Genomic DNA, 20,620 nt, shown 5'->3' with positions numbered 1-20,620 from the left:
TTGTATATAAATTTATAGAAAAATTGTATTTCTATTCAGAGCGCTTGTTTTTTAAGGTCCTCATGAATATTTCATCATAAATTTTGAAGTCTACTTTTTTTGCATCCTCTCTTCCAATTTTTTGAAATAATTTGCTTAAAGCAAATTCTTCATCCTGGCACGGATGCGGAACAAATGGACGTAATCCACGTCCGGCATTCTTATCATCTGCAGAATGAGAAGAAATAAAGCCGCCATTCTCGAATTCTATTTTAGATCTAGAAGTCCTCTCCAAAAACCTTAGCTTTTCTTCATTAATTTGCATTGCTTCATCGAGATAGGCTTCATGAAAATTGTAGCCTCCTGAAATTCCAAGAGCAGCGTCTAGAATATTATCGAATTTGGATTTTGCCATTAAAAAGCTGCTTTAATATTGGAATTAATTTTATCTAGAATGGTTGAAACATATTTTTCAACTGTGATTTTTAGCATATCCAGAGTATCAGATTCTACCTTATGATTGTGAATATATTCATCACCGATTATTACAGAAATAGATCCAGACCATTTTTCCGGTGCAGCATGTTTGTGAGGTGGATAAAAACGAGAACTGATTTTGCAAATATCTCCATCATAATCCAGTTTTAAACCACAGTCCCAGCTCCATTGGCAAATATTAACATCTATATTAGATTGCATTTCCCACTCTCTGGCAGCTTCCCACATTTCTTCTGAATTAACACCCCAAAATTCTCTATTGTCGAGTTTGGTTTTAAATTCTGTTGTATCCATCACCAGTTAATTAATATAAAAAAATTAAAAAATTCCTGCAGAGCTGGAAGGCAGGATTCGAACCTAGCTTACATCTCCCCCTATTTAAAGACTGCGACCGTTACCAAGGTGAACATAGCTCTACTTCGTCAAGTTGCAGGAATATACTCAAATATATAAAATAAACCTATAGGTTGATTATTAGAAGTCTATGGTAAAAAGATCTGAATGATCTGCAGGGATAGTTTTGCGGTGTCTTCTTATATAAGCTTTAATACCGGCTACACTTTTATGCGTAGTGTGTGGCATTAGCTCCAGCAGCGCTTTCATTTCTCCATATCCTTGGCCCAGAAGGGAATCATATAAATCCATAATTGCCGTGTGTCGTCCGGAATACAAACCATATTCTCTTCCAAAACCCAAATTGTCTTTTATAATTTTAAAACGCTTAGAAAAATGATCGTAGCGAGACTGCAAACTTGCGTCCCAGTCTGCAGGTTGATCTCTATTGGTAAAAAGGTAGAATTCCCCAGGATATTCCTCAAGCTTCATGCCTTCAATAGTGGGCTTAAGCTTGTCAATAATTCTTCTTACACTCAAGATCTCAGTTTTAGTTTGCACCTTGATCAGCCAATTGTCGGTATTCAAAGAATTTACTTTTAATCTGCAAATTTCTCTGGGCCGGAGTAATGGATATAATATAAAACTAAAGAGTGGGATAAGATATGGATCTGATCGTTGCATTTCAGCTTTTAGGAGTGCCAATTCCTCATGAGTAAAGGCTTTATTATTTATCGGTTCAGAATCTATATCAGGAATATCCTTGATGAAATTTACAGAAATAAGCCGCTCATTCTTCATAGTGGTAAACAAAGCAGATAAGCTGGCCTTATGATTGTTTATGGAAGATCCAGACATTTCAAGTCCGGTTTTTTCATTTACATACTCAAATCGAAGCCAGTCCAGGAACTCATAAAAATGATCTACGCTAAATCTATCCGGATTTAATCCATAATACCCATTAGCCTTTGCCCATTCCAGGAACCGGTCTTTGTGGAATTGATACCCTTTAAGTGTAGTAATGCTTTTACCTCCCTTGGCCTTGATCTTATAGGCATAATTTAAAGCATCTGCAAGAATCATAGAGTCTCCACGTTTCACCACTTTTTTAGCTTTACGCTCTTCAGCATCCGGAATCCATCCTCGCTCTAAAGCAGTATGTAAAATAGAAACCAGGTGATTCCCGGCAGCTCTCCGCTCTTTGGCAGATGGTAGCCTATTCATTTTCTTAGTGTAGGAGAATTTTCTATCTAAAGGTCCATTGGGAGAGGTCCTCCAATAGAAATAGGCATACCAGCGTTTTCCCGGAGCTACGGTAGGTTTACCATTAACCCGAGGAATAAAAAGTTTAGGTGCAGAATATCTCTTTTGCGCCATAGAGATCTCAATAGAAAGATGAGAATTTATAGGTTCGAATCTAGGTACGTTTTTCTTTTTCATGATAAAAACGAGATTCCTAAAAACTAAAAAACCCCTGTGTTATCAGGGGTTTTCAATGTACTCGGAGCGGGACTTGAACCCGCACGACCGTTGCTGATCATTGGATTTTAAGTCCAACGTGTCTACCAATTCCACCATCCGAGCGTGGATATTATATATTGCGAAAATTTTTCTTTTTTCGCTACTTTCCGAGCGAAAAACGGGATTCGAACCCGCGACCTCCACCTTGGCAAGGTGGCGCTCTACCAACTGAGCTATTTTCGCGATTTGTAAGAACATACTCTCGATAACCTTGAGAGCGCAATGCCTTGTGGCGTATTGCGGTTGCAAATTTAATACAATTCTTGTATTACCAAAGGATTTTTTAAAAAAAATACACTTTTAGACCTTCGTTTTTTGTTTGCTGGTAAGCATGCGTTTAATTTCACTTAGCTTCATTAAAGCTTCCACAGGCGTAAGTGTGTCAATATCAATATGCAACAATTCTTCTTTAAGATCTTGAAGCAATGGGTCGTCCAAATTAAAAAAGCTCAACTGCATATCTTTTTCTGCAGAATTTTTTAAAATTTCTCCCGAATCTTGCATCTGATGAGATTTTTCTAGTTTTTTCATGATCTTATTTGCCCTGTTCAATACCTGCTGTGGCATTCCCGCCATTTTAGCTACATGAATTCCAAAACTATGCTCACTTCCTCCCGGAGTCAATTTTCTTAGAAAAAGAACATTGTCTTTTAACTCTTTTACAGAAACATTATAATTCTTGATCCGCTTAAAGATTTCTCCCATCTCATTCAATTCATGATAATGAGTAGCAAATAAAGTTTTTGGATGTGCAGGATGCTCATGTAAATATTCGGTGATTGCCCAGGCAATCGAAATTCCATCATAAGTACTAGTTCCACGACCAATTTCATCAAGTAGCACTAAACTTCTTTCAGAAATATTATTCAATATACTTGCAGTCTCATTCATCTCCACCATAAACGTAGATTCTCCCATAGAAATATTATCGCTGGCTCCTACTCTGGTAAAGATCTTATCTACCAAACCAATTCTAGCCGATTCTGCCGGCACAAAACTTCCCATTTGAGCCAAAAGCACTATCAATGCAGTTTGTCTTAATATAGCCGATTTACCACTCATGTTTGGCCCGGTGATCATAATGATCTGCTGCGCATCTCTATCTAAAAAAGAATTGTTAGCAACATAAGTTTCCCCGTGTGGCAACTGCTTTTCTATAACCGGATGTCTTCCTTCTTTAATATCGAGCTCAAAAGAATCTTCAATTTCAGGTTTTGAATAATTCTCGGTAATTGCATGTATAGCAAAAGAGCACAAACAATCCAACTCCCCTATCAACCGTGCATTTTGTTGTACCGGCTGAATATAATCTGCTAACCATGTTACAAGCTCTCCAAATATTTGTTGTTCTAACTGAAGGATCTTTTCTTCTGCCCCCAGAATTTTTCCTTCATATTCTTTTAATTCTTCCGTGATATATCTTTCGGCATTCACCAAAGTTTGCTTGCGTATCCAAGCTTCCGGAACTTTATCTTTATGAGAATTTCTAACTTCTATATAATATCCATAAACATTGTTGCTTCCAATTTTAAGAGAAGTAATTCCGGTTTCCTTACTTTCTCTTTGCAACATTCCATCTAAATAATCTTTCCCGGAGAAAGCAAGATTTCTTAAATTATCTAACTCTTCATGGAAACCTTTAGCAACCACATTTCCTTTTACAATATTTACAGGAGCATCTTCATGTAAGGTTTCTTCAATCTTATTTCTCAGCACTTCACAACTTTGCAACCTATCTCCTAAAACTTTTAGAGCTTCTTCTTTGCTATTCATAGCCAGCTCTTTTACCGGAGCAATAGCATCTAATGAATTTTTGAGGTGAAGTACTTCCCTCGGACAGATCTTTCCTGTTGCCACTTTAGAGATCAAACGTTCCAGATCGCTGATCTTTTTTATATTTTTCTGAATGTTATCCAGCTCTGCTCTATTCTCTATAAGATGAGCAACCACTTTGTGCCTTGCCTTTATCTTCTGAACGTTTTTAAGCGGAAGTGCCAGCCAGCGTTTCATCATTCTCCCTCCCATTGGGGAAATAGTCTTGTCTATAACATCTAATAAAGTAACCGCATTTTGGGCGTTGGAATGATATAATTCTAAATTCCTGATGGTGAACCTATCCATCCATACATACTCTTCTTCAGCAATTCTGGTAATAGATGCTATATGCTGAAGTTTATGATGCTGGGTTTCTCCTAGATAATATAAAATAGCTCCGGAAGATATGATGCCTTCCGCTAAATGATCTATTCCAAAACCTTTTAAAGATTTGGTTTGAAAATGTTCATTTAAAGACTCATAGGCATAATCCAATTTAAAGATCCAGTCTTCCAGATAAAAACAGTGAAAGGAATCTCCAAAGGTCTTTGTAAAATCTTTCTTATGATTTTTCTGAACAAGCACCTCACTCGGACCAAAATTTTGAAGCAACTTATCTATATACTCTGCATTCCCCTGAGCAGTTAAGAATTCCCCGGTAGAAACATCAAGAAATGAAATTCCCATGATCTTCTTACCGTAGTGAATAGCACACAAAAAATTATTGGTTTTGCTGTTCAACACCTCATCATTCATGGAAACACCGGGAGTGATCAATTCGGTAACACCACGTTTTACGATGGTTTTGGTCATTTTTGGATCTTCTAATTGATCGCAAATGGCCACACGTAAACCTGCTTTTACCAGTTTTGGCAAATAAGTATTCAAAGCATGATGTGGAAATCCTGCCAAAGCGGTTTCCACTTCGCTCCCGTTACCTCTTTTAGTAAGAACTATATTTAAGATGCGAGCGGTTTTAACCGCATCTTCTCCAAAAGTTTCATAAAAATCTCCTACGCGAAACAACAGCAAGGCATCGGGATATTTATCCTTGATGCTATTATATTGTTTCATTAACGGGGTGGTTTCTTTTGCTTTTTTGGCTGCCAAAATCTAATGGATTAATTTGTTGCTAAAGTACTTATTCCATTTTTTAATTGAAATTTAAGCTAAAGCATTTATTTTAAAATTATCCACAACCAGGTTCTTTTAAACTTTAAAGTAAATCTTTCATTGTCTGTTCGAGCGAAGTCGAGAACTATTTGGTAGTAAAGATTTAGGTTTCGACTATAGCCTGTATTGAGCGAAGTCGAAATACTCAACCTGACTTCTCTAAAATATTCCCTCATTTTCAATAAACACCTCTTCAGAAATCTACACAACTTAATTATTCACTAAAGTTTGCAGAATCTATATCCTTGATGAATTTTATCAAGCCAGGAAAGAAATGTTCTTGATCGTCATATTGAGAAAGATGACTTCCATTGGGACAATATAAATAACGCCCATTTTGAACTTCAGTAGACATCCATTTCATATACTCAGGATCCATAGTGTCATATTTTGCACCAATAACTAAGGTGGGTACTTTAATTTCTTTCAATCTCTTGGATACATCCCAATCTTTTAAGGTAGCATCCCCGGCAATACCAAATTCACTCGGACCTTGCATATATACATACACTTCCGGATTTAAATGATCAAAAGCTCTATTGATAGAATTTGGCCATTTTTCAACAGGCATTCTTAACAGGTGTTCTGTATAATGATGTTTTAAAAGCAATTCCATATATCGCGGATTTTCGAAGTCTCCTTTCGCTTCTAGCTCTTTCACTTCAGCTAAAACTTTAGGATCCATTTGTGGCCCTATAACATCTTCCGCATATTTATTATACTCCGGCGCACTGGCCATCATATTGGAAATTATAAGTCCTTTTAAATGATCTTGATATTTTAAAGCATATTCCATAGCAAGAATTCCACCCCAAGACTGCCCAAACAAATAAAAATTATCCTCATTAAGACCCAAAGCTTTTCTAACTTGCTCTACCCCATCCACAAATCTTTCATTAGTCCAAAGGCTTTTGTCTGAAGGCTGATCGCTATAATAAGATCCTAACTGATCGTAATAAAAATACTCAATTCCTTCTGCAGGTAAAAAGCCATCAAAACTTTCAAAGAATTCATGAGTCCCACCCGGGCCTCCATGAAGCAGCAACACTTTCATCGTGGGATTATTCCCAACTTGTTTGGTATACACATTAAAAGTGCCTTGATCTGTAGTGATAGGAATCATCTTGATGCCTCCAGTAAATTTTATCTCAGGATCTATATACGTAAGATAATCGCTGGTTTTCGAATCTAATTTACTATCGGATTTGTTCTGAGAAAAAACAGTGGTAGAACAAAGAATTAGCAATACTAATAACTTCGGAAGGCTTAAAATTTTCATATCTAAGTAAAGGATTAATTTATAAAATACCATTCCTTTAAATTACATAAAATTCTAATGTATTTTACTGATATCCTGCCGCTTGAAGATTAAATAATTCTGCATACAGCTTATCATTCTTCATTAACTCTTCGTGAGTTCCAATTTCCAGAACTTCCCCGTGTTTAAGTACCATAATTCTATCTGCAATTCTCACCGTACTAAATCTATGCGAAATAATAACGGCCGTTTTTCCTTCGGTTAGCTTAATGAATCTGTCAAAAGCTTCGGTTTCTGCTCTTGCATCTAAGGCTGAAGTAGGCTCGTCGAGAATAAGAATTTCAGAATTCTTCATGTAAGCTCTGGCAATAGCGATCTTTTGCCACTGTCCGCCGGAAAGATCTTTACCATTCTTGAACCGTTTTCCAAGTTGCTGATCATAACCTCCAGGTAATTCTGAAACCACCTCATCTGCCAAACTTTTCTGGGCAGCGCCATCAATCCTACTCTGATCGCCAATTTCTGAAATCTCTCCCATAGCGATATTCTCTCTCAAGGTCAGTTCAAATTTTACAAAATCCTGAAAGATCACTCCAAAGTATTGCTGATATTGTGCCTGATGATATTTGTTGATTGGAACTCCATCTAACAGAATTTCACCTTCGGTAGGTTCATAGAATCTAAGCAACAATTTTATTAATGTAGTTTTCCCGGCTCCATTTTCACCTACAAAAGCTAATTTCTCACCAGCTCTTAAGTCAAAATTAATATTTCTAACCACCCATCTTTCAGACTTTGGATATTTAAAACCTACATTTTTGAATTCAAATCCTTTTTGAATCTTCTTCGGAAGAGGCAAAGCTTCGTCAACCTGATTTTCTTCATATTGAAGATCTAAGAATTCGAAGTAATCTTGAAGATAAAGGGCACTTTCCGTAATCGCAGTAAATCTGGTAAAGAAGCCTTGTAATTTTGCACGAAGCCTGTTGAAAGATCCGGAAAGGAAAGTAAGATCACCCAAGGTTAGAAATCCTGCTACCGTTCTAAAAACTATAAATACATACGCACCATAATAAGCTCCGGTTCCAATTACGTTGAACATAGAACCCCAACTAGCGCGTTGTTTTGCAAGCTTCTTACTTTCTTTGTAATATTTATCTGATAATTCTTTAAACCTTTCTGCCAGATATCCCGAAAGTCCGAATAATTTCACCTCTTTAGCAGTTACATCACTGGCACCTGCATATCTTAAATAATCTAATTCTCTACGTTCCTGAGTCCAGCTTCTAGCAAGCGAATAACTTGTTCCGCTGAATTTAATTTCATTGATAATGGTTGGAATGATGGAAACCACCAGCAGAATGAGCAGCCAAGGTTCAAAAACTACTACCCCACCCAATAATGAGATTATCACAATCACATCTTCTGCTTGGGTTAGAATATTAGACATCAACCCTACTCGACCAGTAGTTTGTTGACGTGCCCTTTCCAGTTTATCATAGAATTCTGAATCTTCTAACTGATCTAAATTCAGCTCTGCAGTTTTCTTTATGATCCTTACCGAAGTATCAATAGAATATTGGTCTCCAAGCAAAGCGTCTGTTAAATTGATAGCTCTGCTCATTAAATCTGAGAGTATTGCTAAGCCAAATTCGGCTCCAACAAAAAGCCACAGTCTATCATAATCTTTAACATCAGCAGCCATTTGCACCACTACTTCGTCAATAATAATTTTACCTATCCATAATAAAATTAGCGGTAAAATCGCATTGATAAATCTGCATAGGATGTTGATATAGAACAAGCCCGGATTAACTCTTCTTATCTCTTTAAAGAATCTTGGAACAAACTTTAAAGAAGCAAAGCTTTCCTTAAGATTGATCTTATTTGGCTGCATGGATAATTTTTGTCTTGGCAAATGGAATTAATTTAATTAAGGATAGGATGAAAAGTATTGATTCTCACCCTATCTAATGAAAATTAAGACGAGAAATCGTCAGAAACTTACTTGTTGAAAATTTCTATTTTTTATTTGGCTCTATTTTAAATTCAGTTGGAAGTTTTGCCCCCATTAAATTTTCTACAAAATAATCCCATCTTCTACGCATCATGTAGTAGCTATCTTTCCCAAACCCATGTCTGGCATTAGGAAAAATTATCAGATCAAAATCTTTATTAGCTTTTACCAAAGCATCAACAACCAGATAGGTGTTGTAAGGAGGAACATTATCATCTAATCCCCCATGCGCCAATAACAATTTCGCTTTCAAATTTTTCGCAAATTTAGCGTTAGCCTGATCATCATAATTAGAATTCCCTGCTTCATCCTTAGTTAAAAGCCCAATATATCTTTCTCCCCAGTCATCTTCATAATTTCTGCTATCATGATTTCCAGATTCTGAAATCCCCACTTTATAAAATTCAGGATATTTGAACATTGCGGCTGCGGTAGCGAAACCTCCACCAGAATGCCCCCAAATTCCAACGCTATTGAGATCTAAAAATGAATATTTTTTAGCTAATTGTTTGATTCCTGAGATTTGATCTTCTAAAGTATTATCTGCCATATTACCATAACAAGCATCATGAAAAGATTTAGATCTACCCGGATTACAGGCTCCATCGATTATTACTACCACAAAACCCAACTCGGCTAAAGCTTGATGATCACTTCTGGAAACTGAAAAAGATCTACTTCCAACTCCGCCTCCTTGCGGTCCGGGATAGATATAATTCACCACCGGATATGTTTTTGTACTATCCAGATCTGATGGAGTAAACATCAATCCATAAAGATCCCATTTATCATTTTTAGATCTTACAGTGATCTGTGTTGGAGCTTTCCATCCAATTTGCTTTAAACTAGAAATATCTTCCTTTTCTAAGTTAGAAATTAGCTTTCCATTCATGTCCCTAAGAACCGCTGTATTTGGTTTTGAAGGAGTTGAATAATTATCGACAAAAAACCGTGCTTCAGGAGAAAAAGAGATAGAATGATTTGAATTTTCCGGAGTTAATAGTTTTAAATTTTCACCTTTAAAATCTATCTTATAGAAATGACTGAAATATGGATCTGAATCCTTCTCTCTTCCATTAGCTTCAAAATAGATCTCACGTTTATCTATATCTACCTTTAAAACCTTTGTTACCACATAATCTCCCTTGGTAATCTGATTTTTTAATTCGCCAGATCTAGCATCATATAAATATAAATGCCCCCAATCATCTCGTTCAGAATACCAGATGATCTCATTTGATTTTGGTAAAAATTTCCAATTAATTGCACCTTGACCAGACTCATATTGCGTAGCTACCGTTTCTTCAAAAATATCACGTACTTCTCCTGTGGCGGCATTGGCTATTCTAAGTTTTGCTATTTTATGATCTCTAGAAGTTGAAACAAAGGCTAGCTGCTTAGAATCTGCACTCCATTCATTATCATCAAAAGATCCTGAGCAAGAAATATCATCACATAAACTTCCTCTTCTAGGATCGTTTTCCACTTTTAAAGGTATTATGGTGGAATTTTCTACATCTATAATTACACGTTTTATCTGAATAACTGCAGAATCTTCCGCTATTGGGTATTTCCATTGCTGTAGCTTAGGGGCTCCAACATTTGTAGAAACCAAATACATATCGCTCACATGTCTTTGATCTTGCCGATAAGTGGCTATTTTCTTTGAATCTGGAGACCAAAGCAAAACTGGCCTATCACTTTTACGCCATCCGGCATTGTCTGTAGCATATCCAAAGTTTTCAACTCCATCTGTGGTTAATTGAAATTCTTCATCTGAATTCAGATCTTTTATCCATAAATTCCAATCTCTTATAAAAGCTGCTTTCTTACCGTCTGGTGAAACCACATCATAATAAGATGCAGCTGTTGACTTTTCCTCCTTAGATTGAGAATGGGCTTTTAAGAGCGATTCTACAGAATTATAACTAGATTTTTTTCCATTATTAGCATTTACGAATATATACTGTGTTCCATCTGCCGTATTCACATTATACCAAAAATTTCCATTCTTTAACCAATTTGGATTTACACCTCCATGAGTTACTAGATCTCTTACACTGGCTCCGAGATATTTTGTAGCTCTTTCATAATCATCTTTGGTTACTTCTCTCACAGTTTTATCCTGTGCGTTAATTGAAGGAATTGAAAAACCAATTAGAGCAAAAGTTAGTAGAATTTTTCTCATAAATTTATTTTAAAAGCATGTAGATATAAAAGGTAAAAAGTTTTATTTCGATCATTTTTATTCAATATAAAGAGCTTTGCCTGCATTTTCATATTTATCTCCCGATATCCAAAACGGTGTCTTAGGATCATTAGCAATCAATCTCGCAGATAAAACATAGGATTGAAAGAACTTAAGTAAATATTCATAGTCCAAACTCTCTGCCTCATCTCCAGCCTGATGATAATATTTAGTAACCTCCCCATCAAAAGATCTAAATCCTAACGAAAAGGTTGGAGCAGGAATTCCCTTTTTAGCAAAATTTACATTATCACTTCTATCAAATAAATTCTGCTCCGGAGCTGGATCGTCTATTGCGGTTAGTCCAAATTCTTTAGCGGCTTGCTTAATATTTTTATTAGCAGTAGTTCTTTCCAGACCAACAATGGTGGCAACAGAAGTATCATTATAACCTCCATTATCACTATTAAAACAGTATACCATTTGTTTTAAAGGTAAAACCGGATTTTCTGTGTAATAAGAACTACCTAACAACCCCTTTTCTTCCCCAGTAAACAAAATAAACAGAGCGGAACGTTTGGTTGGATGTTTTGATAGATTTTCTGCAACACTTAAAACGGTTGTGGTACCTACAGCGTTATCTCTGGCACCGTTATAAATAGTATCTCCTGTGGCATCTGGCTCACCAATCCCTACATGATCATAATGTGCAGAATAAATAATGTACTCATTTTTTAACTTTGGATCTGTTCCTTCTATGATCCCAATTACATTTTGAGAATGTACTTCAGTCTCGTTAGGAGCATTTATTTCTAATTTAACAGCGATCTCTTGCCCAATTTTTAAATCTGAAGGCACTCCTCCAAATTCTTTGATCCAAACATAAGGTATATCGTTAGACCTTTCTAAGGTATCATTTTTCTTAATATTCTCTAATTTATCAGCATTGAAATGATGAGCTATAGCACTCCAATCAACCTCTCCATTACTAACCATTTCTACAATTCCAATAGCACCTGCTTCTTTAGCTAAATCTGTCTTTTGTGATGTTAAGCCAAACGCAGTCCTTAATTCATTATTTTTTGAATTTCCGGAGAGCAAAACAACCAACTTCCCTTTTACATCAAGATCTTTATAATCCTCTTCCAGCCCATGTCCTACATATATACCTCTACCGTTAAAATCCAGCTTTGCAGGCACTAATGCAATAGCATCCTTCCTATCCATATTATTTAAAGAAACAGCGAAAGATATAGGTGCTTCTGTCTTTTTCAGAAGAACGTCTTGATAATAAGTTCCGGTTAACGGATTTGGCTTTGCACCATAACCTCTTAGCACGTTCGCCAAATAAGAAGCTGCAATTTTATTTTCTGAAGTACCTGTTTCCCTACCTCTTAATAGATCATCTGTTAAAAAATAGATATGCCCTTTAATAACATTTTTATTTACCGTTTCTTGAGTTTTCTCTTTTTCTGATTGAGCAAAAATTAAGTTGGAAGTAAGCATCAAAATGCTAAGTATAAAATAATATTTCTTCATTGTATGGCTGATTAAAGTTGCCTAAATATAAGATTATTATCACTTTATATAGTAGTATCAAATTTATATAATTGATACTATCATAAAGCAGGTATTGCTCTGAAAAATTGAAATGATAATTGCTACTTTTGCTATTATGGAAAAGAGAAAGCTTAAAAATAGCGAGTTAGACAGGAAAAGTATTTCTGAATTTAAAGAAGCTAAAAAAACTCCAATCATTGTAATTTTAGACAACATTAGAAGTTTAAATAATATTGGATCTGTTTTTAGAACTTCTGATGCATTTCTAATTGAGAAAATCTATTTGTGTGGTATAACGGCACAACCTCCTCATAAAGATATTCACAAAACAGCACTTGGAGCAACCGAAACCGTAAGTTGGAGCTATGCTGAAGATACGTTAGATGTTATTTTTAAGCTGAAAGAAGAAGGAATAAAAGTATATGCCATAGAGCAGGCAGAAAATTCCACTATGCTACATAATTTTAAGACAGAACTTAATAATAAATATGCTATTGTGTTTGGAAATGAGGTAAAAGGTGTTCAACAAAAAGTAGTAAATCTTTGTGATGGAGTAATTGAGATCCCACAATTAGGTAGTAAACATTCTTTAAATATTTCTGTAAGTACTGGAATTGTTATTTGGGATCTATTTTCTAAAATGACTTTTAGTACAAACTAATTATGAAGAGGAAAAAACCGTATTATCAATTTATACCTTATGTTTAGATTTTTTTATACTTTGTAGATGTAAGAAAGTTAGAAAGTTATCTGTACAATTATTTCTTATCCATTATCTTTGAGCTAAATTTGCCCCAATGGAAAAAAAAATCACCCCTTATAAAGGTTCTTCCCTCAATAAAAAAGAGCAAGTAGAGCAGATGTTTGATAATATTTCTGAGAATTATGACGGCCTTAACCGCGTTATTTCTTTTGGAATAGATGTTAAATGGAGAAAAAAGGTGATAAAACTCGTTGAGGCTACAAAACCAAAGTCTGCACTAGATATTGCCACAGGAACTGGAGACCTCGCTATAAGCTTAGCAAAAACTGGTGCAACAGAAATTATAGGCTTAGATATTTCTGAAGGAATGCTCTCTGTTGGTAGGAAAAAGATCGCTTCAGAGAAATTATCTGATAAAATTAAAATGGTACAGGCAGATTCGGAAGCTTTACCTTTTGAAGAGAATAGTTTTGATGCCATTACTGTAGCCTTTGGGGTTAGGAATTTTGAAAATCTTGAAAAAGGGCTCACAGAAATATATAGAGTACTAAAACCAAAAGGAATCTTTGTGGTTCTAGAAACTTCTGTTCCAACAAAATTTCCTTTCAAACAAGGCTATAAATTCCACTCTACTGTTATGCTGCCTGCAATCGGAAAATTGTTTTCTAAAGACAAAGTAGCTTATTCTTATCTAAGTGAGAGTGCTGCCGCTTTTCCATATGGTGAAAAGTTCAACAATATTTTGCGCAAAATTGGGTTTATAAATGTAGAAGATAGACCTCAAACATTTGGAGTTGCCACAATTTACACTGCTTCTAAAAATTAATATGAAAAAATATTTTGCCATTATAGCGCTGTTCTTATACAGTTTGCAAGGGAACGCTCAGATATTTTCTGATGGACTTATCAATAATGAGAATTTTGATAATAAGAGATGGTCTTGGGGATATTTTTTAGGTTTTAACACGTATGACCTGGATTTTGACCTTAAAGAGTTTCAACCTAATAAACCTTTTCAAGATAAAGGCTATAATGTAGAACGTACTATAGGTTTTAATGTTGGACTAATTGGAAATCTTAAATTGAACAACAATTTAGATCTTAGACTTGAACCTGGAGTTAGCTTTAACCGTAGAAATTTTCAACTTTTAAAAGCAGATCAAAATACCATAAGAGAAATAAACGCAACTTATGTTCATGTTCCTTTATTGCTAAAATTCTCTGCAGATAGGATGTACAATTTCAAACCATTTGTAGTGGGAGGATTATCATCATCTTTAAACCTTTCTAGTAATGAAAATAACCCTGACGATAATAGTGTTGGACAGTTTAGAATGAAAACTCTTACATACTACTATGAAGTTGGAATTGGCATAGACCTTTATTTCTATTATTTTAAACTTTCACCTTCACTACGTGGTGTTTTCGCTATAAATGATGAACTTGTTAGAGATTCAGATCCAAATAGTATATTTACAGGAAATGTAGATAAAATGAGGTCTAGAGGTATATTTTTAAATTTCACTTTTCAATAATTCTCCTGTCGTCTAAATTCGCCTAACAGTATAGCCGTTGCAGTTGCCACATTCAAACTTTCAGTTTCTTCAGATTTTCCGTATTGAGGAATATTAATTTTTTGAGTTACCAGATTTTCTATATCTGAAGAAATTCCATTAGCTTCATTTCCCAATACTACAATTCCTTTTTTAGGAAGTTTAGTTTCATAAATATTTCTTCCCTCTAGAAAAGCACCCAACACCTGTGAAGAGTTCTGCTCCTTCAGAAATTCTTCAAGATTTACATAAGAAATAGCTACTCTTGCAATACTTCCCATTGTGGCTTGCACTACTTTTGAATTATAACAGTCTACCGTATCTACAGAACAAATCAGCTGTTCAATTCCAAACCAATCGCAAAGTCTTATTATTGTCCCCAAATTACCTGGATCTCTTACCCCATCTAATGCAACTATAAGACCCTCTAAATTAATTGAGATTTCTACAGGAATTTTAAACAAGGCTACCGCTGTTTGAGCAGTTTTAAGTCTACTAATCTTCTGTAGTTCTTGCTCGCTAATTAAATGCGTTTTAACCTTTGGAGCATTAAAAATAGATTCTGTTGTAAATAAAGAATCTAACGCTACATTAGATTTTAAAAGCTCGTTAATTCCTTTTTTACCTTCAACTACAAATAAGCCATTTTTAGTTCGGTTTTTTTTTTGCTCAAGACTTGTTATTAACTTAATTTGGCTTTTGCTTACCATACAAATAATCTATTTTTGAATTCTTAATTCTGCCTTATTGAAACGCTTGCTTGCAAAAATATCGTTATTTATTTTAATCCTGGTTATAATAGTTTCGTGCAACGCGGTAAAAAGGGTTGACGCTAATGAATTACTTCTTACAGAGAACACTATTTTCCTGAATGGCGAGAAATCAAAAGACTCAAGAATCTACAGTCAGCTGTATCAAGAACCTAACGCAAAATTATTAGGACTACCTCTAAGGCTCCATTTTTACAATTTAGCGAAACCAGACCCCGACTCTGTATTTGTAGATTGGTTGAATAAAAAACCGAATAGAATTGAAAGATTGAATTCCATTTATTCTAAGAAACAGGTTCAGCGCATGCGAGAATCTTATGTTGGAATTAATAAATGGATAGAGAACACAGGAGAAGCTCCAGTTATTATTAATAAAGAACTTGCCAAAAAATCTAGCAATAGATTAAAATCTTGGTATTTCAATAATGGTTGGTTTAATGCAGAGACAGATTTCACCATTAATCCAAAAGATAGAAAACGAGGTGAGATCGAGTTTTTTGTAAATAGCCACGACCCTTACATTGTAGATTCTATCAAACAAAGAATGCAATCAAAAGTTATTGATTCATTATACAATCTACATACGGATGAATCTAAAATTGTATCTGGAGTTCAATACAGAACTTTAGATTATAATGCTGAAAGAGACAGGCTTAATACTATTTTCAGAAATAATGGAGTGTATTATTTTGATCAGGAATATTTGAGTTTTGAAGCAGATACTGTTGGTACAGATCATAAAGTTAATACGACCATTATTGTAAAAGATAGAATGGTAGAACGTGGCGATACTACCTCTCGCGTACCTTTTAAAATTCATAAGATAAGCAAGGTAAATGTTTTCACAGATTATACGTTTGAGAACAGATATAAACCGGTAACAGATAGTGCCTCATATAAGGGGTATAAGATCTATAGTTTTGATGAATTAAATTATAAACCGCAGGCAATTACAGATGCTATTTTCATAAAACCCGGCGAGATCTTTAAAGATACCGATAGAACCCGAACTTATAACCGAATGAGTTCTTTACGAATCTTTAAATACCCAAATATTGAGTACGTTCCAGATCCTACAGATAGCACAAATACAGATCTAGTAGCTAATATTTTTCTTACTCCCCAACAAAAGTATTCACTGAGCTTTGATTTTGATATTTCTCAAAGTAATATTCAAGATTTTGGAATTGGCTTTGGAGGTTCCCTGCTTATTCGAAATATCTTCAAAGGTGCAGAAACTTTCGAGATCTCGGGAAGAGGAAGTGTAGGTTCTTCTACAGATGCAGCACAGGGAAGTTCAAGAGATCAATTTTTCAATATCTCTGAATTGGGAGCAGACATTAAATTAGTAATCCCTAGAATTTTCTTACCGATAAAAACAGATAGGATCATTCCAAAATATATGTCGCCATTTACCAGCTTAAGTTTGGGAGTTAGTACACAGAATAATATAGGATTAGACAAACGTAATTTAAATGGGATCTTAAATTATAGCTGGAATCCATCCAAGAATATTTCAGACAAATTAGACTTGCTAAACATTCAATATGTTCGGAATTTAAATACTGATAATTACTTTAATGTGTATCAGAATTCTTACATCAATTTAAATGAAATAATAAATACTCCTGGGGTTAGTACTAATCCAAATTATTTAAATAGTGATGGGAATTTGAGCATCCCTAATGGTGCAGATAATTTCTTGAAAGATGTTACCTCAGAGAATTCTTCTACCACCGGATTAAATTCAGATCAAATTCAAGAGATCGATAATATCAACGAGAGAAAAAATAGACTTACGGAGAATAATCTGATCTTTGCTACAAATTTCACTTACATCAATAATAACAAAGAGAATTTATACGATAATGATTTCTCAAGATTTCGATTTAAAATTGAGTCTGCAGGAAACTTTTTATGGGCTCTATCAGAACTATCTGGCGCCCAAAAGGATGAAAATGGAGTTTATAGCATAGTGGGCGTAAATTTCTCTCAATACCTAAAAACAGAAATAGATTATATCAAACATTGGGACCTTGGAAATAAAAACATTTTTGCCGTTCGAGCATTTGGTGGTATTGCTGTACCATTTGGAAATGCCAACAGCATCCCTTTTATTAGAAGTTTCTTTGCTGGGGGACCTAATGATAACAGAGCGTGGCAAGCATACGATCTAGGACCTGGAAGTACAGGTGGAAGAAATGAATTTAATGAAGCAAACATGAAGTTGGCTTTTAATGCAGAATATAGATACAACTTATTTGGCGCTCTAAATTCAGCATTTTTTATAGATGTAGGAAATATCTGGAATGTGGAAGATGTAGTTACAGATCCTGCCGCAACGTTCACATCATTCTCAGACCTTAGAGATATTGCAGTAGGATCTGGCGCTGGATTAAGATATGATTTTAACTTTTTTGTTCTAAGGTTTGATGTAGGTTTTAAAACGTATGATCCAGAACAAGACCTTGGAAATAGATGGTTTAGAAATTATAATTTTAGCCATGCTGTTTATAATGTAGGTATCAATTATCCGTTCTAACCAAAGTTATTTTCTTATTTTTGTAAACCTTAATTTGATATACAATATTATGAGTCACAATATAAAACCCGGTGTAGCCACAGGAAAAGAAGTTCAAGAGATCTTTAAATACGCAAAAAGTAAAGGTTTTGCTTTACCCGCAGTAAACGTTACAGGATCTAATACAATAAATGCTGTACTTGAAACAGCGGCAGAATTGAACGCTCCGGTAATTATACAGTTCTCAAATGGAGGAGCTCAATTTAATGCAGGGAAAGGTCTGTCTAACGAAAATCAACAAGCTGCAATTGCTGGTGGCGTTGCAGGAGCTAAACATATTCATGAATTAGCAAAAGTTTACGGTGCTACTGTGATCTTACATACAGACCATTGCGCAAAAAAACTTTTACCTTGGATTGATGGTTTACTAGATGCAAGTGAAAAGAATTTTGAACAGTTTGGATTTCCTTTATTCAGCTCTCATATGATAGATCTTTCTGAAGAACCTATTGAAGAGAACATAGAGATCTCTAAGAAATATTTAGAGAGAATGAAAAAAATGGGAATGACCTTAGAAATTGAATTGGGAATTACCGGTGGTGAAGAAGATGGTGTAGACAATTCTGATGTAGACGATTCTAAATTATATACCCAGCCAGAAGAAGTTGCTTATGCTTATGAAGAATTAAGCAAAGTAAGTGACCAATTTACAATTGCTGCTGCTTTTGGAAATGTTCATGGAGTTTACAAGCCAGGAAACGTAAAACTTACTCCAAAGATTCTGAAAAATTCTCAGGAATTTTTGAGTAAAAAACATAACCTTGAAGAAAACCACATAGATTTTGTATTTCATGGAGGTAGTGGATCTACTTTAGAAGAAATTCGTGAAGCTATTGGTTACGGAGTTATTAAAATGAATATTGATACAGATCTTCAATATGCTTTTACAGAAGGTATACGCAATTATATGGGCGACAAAAAAGATTATTTAAAAGCTCAAATTGGAAATCCTGATGGTGCAGAAGTACCAAATAAAAAACATTACGACCCACGAGTATGGTTACGTGAAGGTGAATTAACTTTTAAAGCTAGATTAAAGCAAGCTTTTGAAGACCTTAATAACGTAAACACTTTATAATAAACAAATTATTGACAGCTGGAATATATACTATTCCGGCTGTTCTCTTTCTAATAGGTTTCTTGATTAAGTTATCTCTCTTTTAGATATACTCAAGAAATTTAAAATAATTAAGACTATGGCCTGGTTTAAAAGAACTCAAAAAGGTATACAAACCCCTACCGAAGAAAAGAAAGATGTACCAAAAGGATTATGGTATAAATCTCCAACAGGTAAAATTGTAGATGCAGAGCAACTGGAGAACAATTTCTATGTAAGCCCGGAAGATGGTTATCACGTTAGAATTGGAAGTGTAGAATATTTTAAAATTCTTTTTGATGATAACAAGTTCAAGGAATTAGATAAAAACATTTCTTCTAAAGATCCCTTAAATTTTGAGGATACTAAAAAATATACAGATAGGTTAAAAGAAGCACAAGAAAAAACCGGATTGAAAGATGCTGTTCGTACCGCGGTTGGAAAATCTAAAGGTAAAGATATAGTGATAGCTTGTATGGATTTTAGCTTTATTGGAGGTTCTATGGGATCTGTAGTAGGAGAAAAGATTGCTCGTGCGGCAGATTATGCTTTAGAACGCAAATTGCCATTTATGATGATCTCTAAATCTGGAGGGGCGAGAATGATGGAAGCTGCACTATCTTTAATGCAAATGGCTAAAACATCTGTAAAATTAGCACAATTGGCAGATGCTAACATTCCTTACATTTCTTTATGCACAGATCCAACAACAGGAGGAACCACGGCTTCTTTCGCAATGCTAGGAGATATTAATATTTCTGAACCTGGAGCACTTATTGGATTTGCTGGACCAAGGATTGTAAAAGATACTACAGGTCAAGATCTACCAAAGGATTTTCAGACTGCAGAGTATTTAAAAGAGCATGGATTTTTAGATTTTATAACTCCAAGATCAGAATTAAAAGATAAGATTAACTTATACTTAGACTTAGTTCTTAATCAACCGGTTAGAAAATAATATATCAGAATGCTATCTATAGAAAGGCTGAAATATTAAAATTTGACTTGAGAATAATTTATAAGAAAAATATAGTATCTTTGCCGCTTGACAGAAAATCTGTTTATACATAAAAATCATTAAAATTAATATTGGAATGTATTTATCCATAGAAGAAAAACAAGATCTATTCGCTAAACACGGTAAAGGTAAAAATGATACCGGTTCTGCTGAAGGGCAAATCGCATTATTTACTCACCGTATTTCCCACCTATCAGATCACCTGAGAACTAATCGTAAAGATTATAACACAGAAAGATCTCTAGTATTACTAGTAGGTAAAAGAAGAAGACTCCTTGATTACTTAATGAAGAAAGATATCATGAGATATCGTGCTATTGTTAAGGAATTAGGATTGAGAAAATAAATTTTAAAGGGGGCTCATGCCCCCTTTTTTTATATATAATAAGCACGTAGATTTGCTTAATGTTCTTTCTTAAAATTGTCGCTCTTAGATTAGAATAAGAGTAGTTTTTCATTGGTCAACCAACACTACAACAACAACACAACACAATCCCGATGAGACAGTTCACGGGAGACCTTTGTTTAACAATCCCTGTTTATTATTACAGGTGTAG

Annotated in this window: 16 protein-coding genes and 2 tRNA genes; 7 read left to right on the top strand and 11 right to left on the bottom strand. The window is 34.8% G+C overall.

Annotated features, from left to right (window positions below):
- Positions 1 to 31: 31 nt before the first annotated feature.
- From BLT84_RS07295 to BLT84_RS07250, 10 genes are all read right to left on the bottom strand, one after another.
- The gene (locus BLT84_RS07295; RefSeq protein WP_091263847.1) at positions 32 to 394 is read right to left on the bottom strand and encodes a hypothetical protein; all 363 of its coding nucleotides are present in this window, start codon (positions 392 to 394) and stop codon (positions 32 to 34) included.
- Positions 394 to 771, bottom strand: a complete 378-nt coding sequence (locus BLT84_RS07290) for a hypothetical protein (protein ID WP_091263845.1) — start codon at positions 769 to 771, stop codon at positions 394 to 396. The genes BLT84_RS07295 and BLT84_RS07290 overlap by 1 nt, the downstream gene beginning before the upstream one ends.
- Positions 772 to 951: 180 nt before the next feature.
- On the bottom strand, positions 952 to 2,250 hold the full coding sequence (locus BLT84_RS07285) for a tyrosine-type recombinase/integrase (protein WP_091263843.1): 1,299 nt from the start codon (positions 2,248 to 2,250) through the stop codon (positions 952 to 954).
- A 58-nt stretch (positions 2,251 to 2,308) separates the two neighbouring features.
- Positions 2,309 to 2,394, bottom strand: a tRNA-Leu gene (locus BLT84_RS07280).
- A gap of 47 nt (positions 2,395 to 2,441) precedes the next feature.
- Positions 2,442 to 2,514: transfer RNA gene (locus BLT84_RS07275), tRNA-Gly, on the bottom strand.
- A gap of 117 nt (positions 2,515 to 2,631) precedes the next feature.
- The gene (gene mutS, locus BLT84_RS07270) at positions 2,632 to 5,256 is read right to left on the bottom strand and encodes a DNA mismatch repair protein MutS (RefSeq protein ID WP_231929518.1); all 2,625 of its coding nucleotides are present in this window, start codon (positions 5,254 to 5,256) and stop codon (positions 2,632 to 2,634) included.
- A 277-nt stretch (positions 5,257 to 5,533) separates the two neighbouring features.
- Positions 5,534 to 6,598 carry a proline iminopeptidase-family hydrolase gene (locus tag BLT84_RS07265; protein ID WP_091268118.1) on the bottom strand — a complete coding sequence of 355 codons (1,065 nt, stop codon included), beginning with the start codon at positions 6,596 to 6,598 and terminating at the stop codon, positions 5,534 to 5,536.
- A 64-nt stretch (positions 6,599 to 6,662) separates the two neighbouring features.
- Complete coding sequence (locus BLT84_RS07260) at positions 6,663 to 8,474, bottom strand: ABC transporter ATP-binding protein (protein ID WP_410503553.1); 1,812 nt, start codon at positions 8,472 to 8,474, stop codon at positions 6,663 to 6,665.
- A 124-nt stretch (positions 8,475 to 8,598) separates the two neighbouring features.
- The gene (locus tag BLT84_RS07255; RefSeq protein WP_091263840.1) at positions 8,599 to 10,782 is read right to left on the bottom strand and encodes a S9 family peptidase; all 2,184 of its coding nucleotides are present in this window, start codon (positions 10,780 to 10,782) and stop codon (positions 8,599 to 8,601) included.
- Positions 10,783 to 10,839: 57 nt separating this feature from the next.
- Positions 10,840 to 12,321, bottom strand: a complete 1,482-nt coding sequence (locus BLT84_RS07250) for a M28 family peptidase (protein ID WP_091263838.1) — start codon at positions 12,319 to 12,321, stop codon at positions 10,840 to 10,842.
- A gap of 136 nt (positions 12,322 to 12,457) precedes the next feature.
- Between BLT84_RS07250 and BLT84_RS07245 the strand changes: the two genes are divergently transcribed.
- The 3 genes from BLT84_RS07245 to BLT84_RS07235 all read left to right on the top strand — a co-directional run bounded on the left by BLT84_RS07245 (position 12,458) and on the right by BLT84_RS07235 (position 14,580).
- A complete protein-coding gene (locus BLT84_RS07245) occupies positions 12,458 to 13,003 on the top strand; it encodes an RNA methyltransferase (protein ID WP_091268115.1) in 546 nt (181 codons plus the stop codon).
- Between the two features lie 136 nt (positions 13,004 to 13,139).
- Positions 13,140 to 13,871 carry a bifunctional demethylmenaquinone methyltransferase/2-methoxy-6-polyprenyl-1,4-benzoquinol methylase UbiE gene (gene ubiE / locus BLT84_RS07240; protein WP_091263836.1) on the top strand — a complete coding sequence of 244 codons (732 nt, stop codon included), beginning with the start codon at positions 13,140 to 13,142 and terminating at the stop codon, positions 13,869 to 13,871.
- Position 13,872: 1 nt separating this feature from the next.
- Positions 13,873 to 14,580: an outer membrane beta-barrel protein gene (locus tag BLT84_RS07235; RefSeq protein ID WP_091263834.1), complete on the top strand. Its 708-nt coding sequence runs from the start codon at positions 13,873 to 13,875 to the stop codon at positions 14,578 to 14,580.
- On the opposite strand, the gene BLT84_RS07230 is transcribed toward BLT84_RS07235, so the two are convergent.
- Positions 14,574 to 15,308, bottom strand: a complete 735-nt coding sequence (locus BLT84_RS07230) for a TrmH family RNA methyltransferase (protein ID WP_091263833.1) — start codon at positions 15,306 to 15,308, stop codon at positions 14,574 to 14,576. The genes BLT84_RS07235 and BLT84_RS07230 overlap by 7 nt on opposite strands.
- 37 nt (positions 15,309 to 15,345) lie before the next feature.
- On the opposite strand from BLT84_RS07230, the gene BLT84_RS07225 reads away from it, so the two are divergent.
- The 4 genes from BLT84_RS07225 to rpsO all read left to right on the top strand — a co-directional run bounded on the left by BLT84_RS07225 (position 15,346) and on the right by rpsO (position 20,409).
- Positions 15,346 to 17,910 (top strand): BamA/TamA family outer membrane protein, encoded by a 2,565-nt coding sequence (locus BLT84_RS07225; RefSeq protein ID WP_091263832.1) that lies wholly within the window; start codon positions 15,346 to 15,348, stop codon positions 17,908 to 17,910.
- 49 nt (positions 17,911 to 17,959) lie between these two features.
- Complete coding sequence (fbaA, locus tag BLT84_RS07220; protein ID WP_091263831.1) at positions 17,960 to 19,027, top strand: class II fructose-bisphosphate aldolase; 1,068 nt, start codon at positions 17,960 to 17,962, stop codon at positions 19,025 to 19,027.
- A gap of 118 nt (positions 19,028 to 19,145) precedes the next feature.
- A complete protein-coding gene (gene accD, locus BLT84_RS07215; protein WP_034889589.1) occupies positions 19,146 to 20,003 on the top strand; it encodes an acetyl-CoA carboxylase, carboxyltransferase subunit beta in 858 nt (285 codons plus the stop codon).
- A gap of 136 nt (positions 20,004 to 20,139) precedes the next feature.
- A complete protein-coding gene (gene rpsO / locus BLT84_RS07210) occupies positions 20,140 to 20,409 on the top strand; it encodes a 30S ribosomal protein S15 (protein ID WP_034889587.1) in 270 nt (89 codons plus the stop codon).
- Positions 20,410 to 20,620: the final 211 nt, after the last annotated feature.

Origin of the sequence: Gillisia sp. Hel1_33_143 (assembly GCF_900104765.1) — a bacterium.
GTDB lineage: Bacteria > Bacteroidota > Bacteroidia > Flavobacteriales > Flavobacteriaceae > Gillisia.
This window is presented reverse-complemented; position numbering and strand designations above follow the sequence as displayed.

What these genes read in the sequence shown, in the direction of transcription:
- BLT84_RS07295 (WP_091263847.1), bottom strand. Translation starts at nt 394, where the DNA reads ATGGCAAAATCCAAATTCGATAATATTCTAGACGCTGCTCTTGGAATT.
- BLT84_RS07290 (WP_091263845.1), bottom strand. Translation starts at nt 771, where the DNA reads ATGGATACAACAGAATTTAAAACCAAACTCGACAATAGAGAATTTTGG.
- BLT84_RS07285 (WP_091263843.1), bottom strand. Translation starts at nt 2,250, where the DNA reads ATGAAAAAGAAAAACGTACCTAGATTCGAACCTATAAATTCTCATCTT.
- BLT84_RS07265 (WP_091268118.1), bottom strand. Translation starts at nt 6,598, where the DNA reads ATGAAAATTTTAAGCCTTCCGAAGTTATTAGTATTGCTAATTCTTTGT.
- BLT84_RS07260 (WP_410503553.1), bottom strand. Translation starts at nt 8,474, where the DNA reads ATGCAGCCAAATAAGATCAATCTTAAGGAAAGCTTTGCTTCTTTAAAG.
- BLT84_RS07255 (WP_091263840.1), bottom strand. Translation starts at nt 10,782, where the DNA reads ATGAGAAAAATTCTACTAACTTTTGCTCTAATTGGTTTTTCAATTCCT.
- BLT84_RS07250 (WP_091263838.1), bottom strand. Translation starts at nt 12,321, where the DNA reads ATGAAGAAATATTATTTTATACTTAGCATTTTGATGCTTACTTCCAAC.
- BLT84_RS07245 (WP_091268115.1), top strand. Translation starts at nt 12,458, where the DNA reads ATGGAAAAGAGAAAGCTTAAAAATAGCGAGTTAGACAGGAAAAGTATT.
- ubiE (WP_091263836.1), top strand. Translation starts at nt 13,140, where the DNA reads ATGGAAAAAAAAATCACCCCTTATAAAGGTTCTTCCCTCAATAAAAAA.
- BLT84_RS07235 (WP_091263834.1), top strand. Translation starts at nt 13,873, where the DNA reads ATGAAAAAATATTTTGCCATTATAGCGCTGTTCTTATACAGTTTGCAA.
- BLT84_RS07230 (WP_091263833.1), bottom strand. Translation starts at nt 15,308, where the DNA reads ATGGTAAGCAAAAGCCAAATTAAGTTAATAACAAGTCTTGAGCAAAAA.
- fbaA (WP_091263831.1), top strand. Translation starts at nt 17,960, where the DNA reads ATGAGTCACAATATAAAACCCGGTGTAGCCACAGGAAAAGAAGTTCAA.
- accD (WP_034889589.1), top strand. Translation starts at nt 19,146, where the DNA reads ATGGCCTGGTTTAAAAGAACTCAAAAAGGTATACAAACCCCTACCGAA.
- rpsO (WP_034889587.1), top strand. Translation starts at nt 20,140, where the DNA reads ATGTATTTATCCATAGAAGAAAAACAAGATCTATTCGCTAAACACGGT.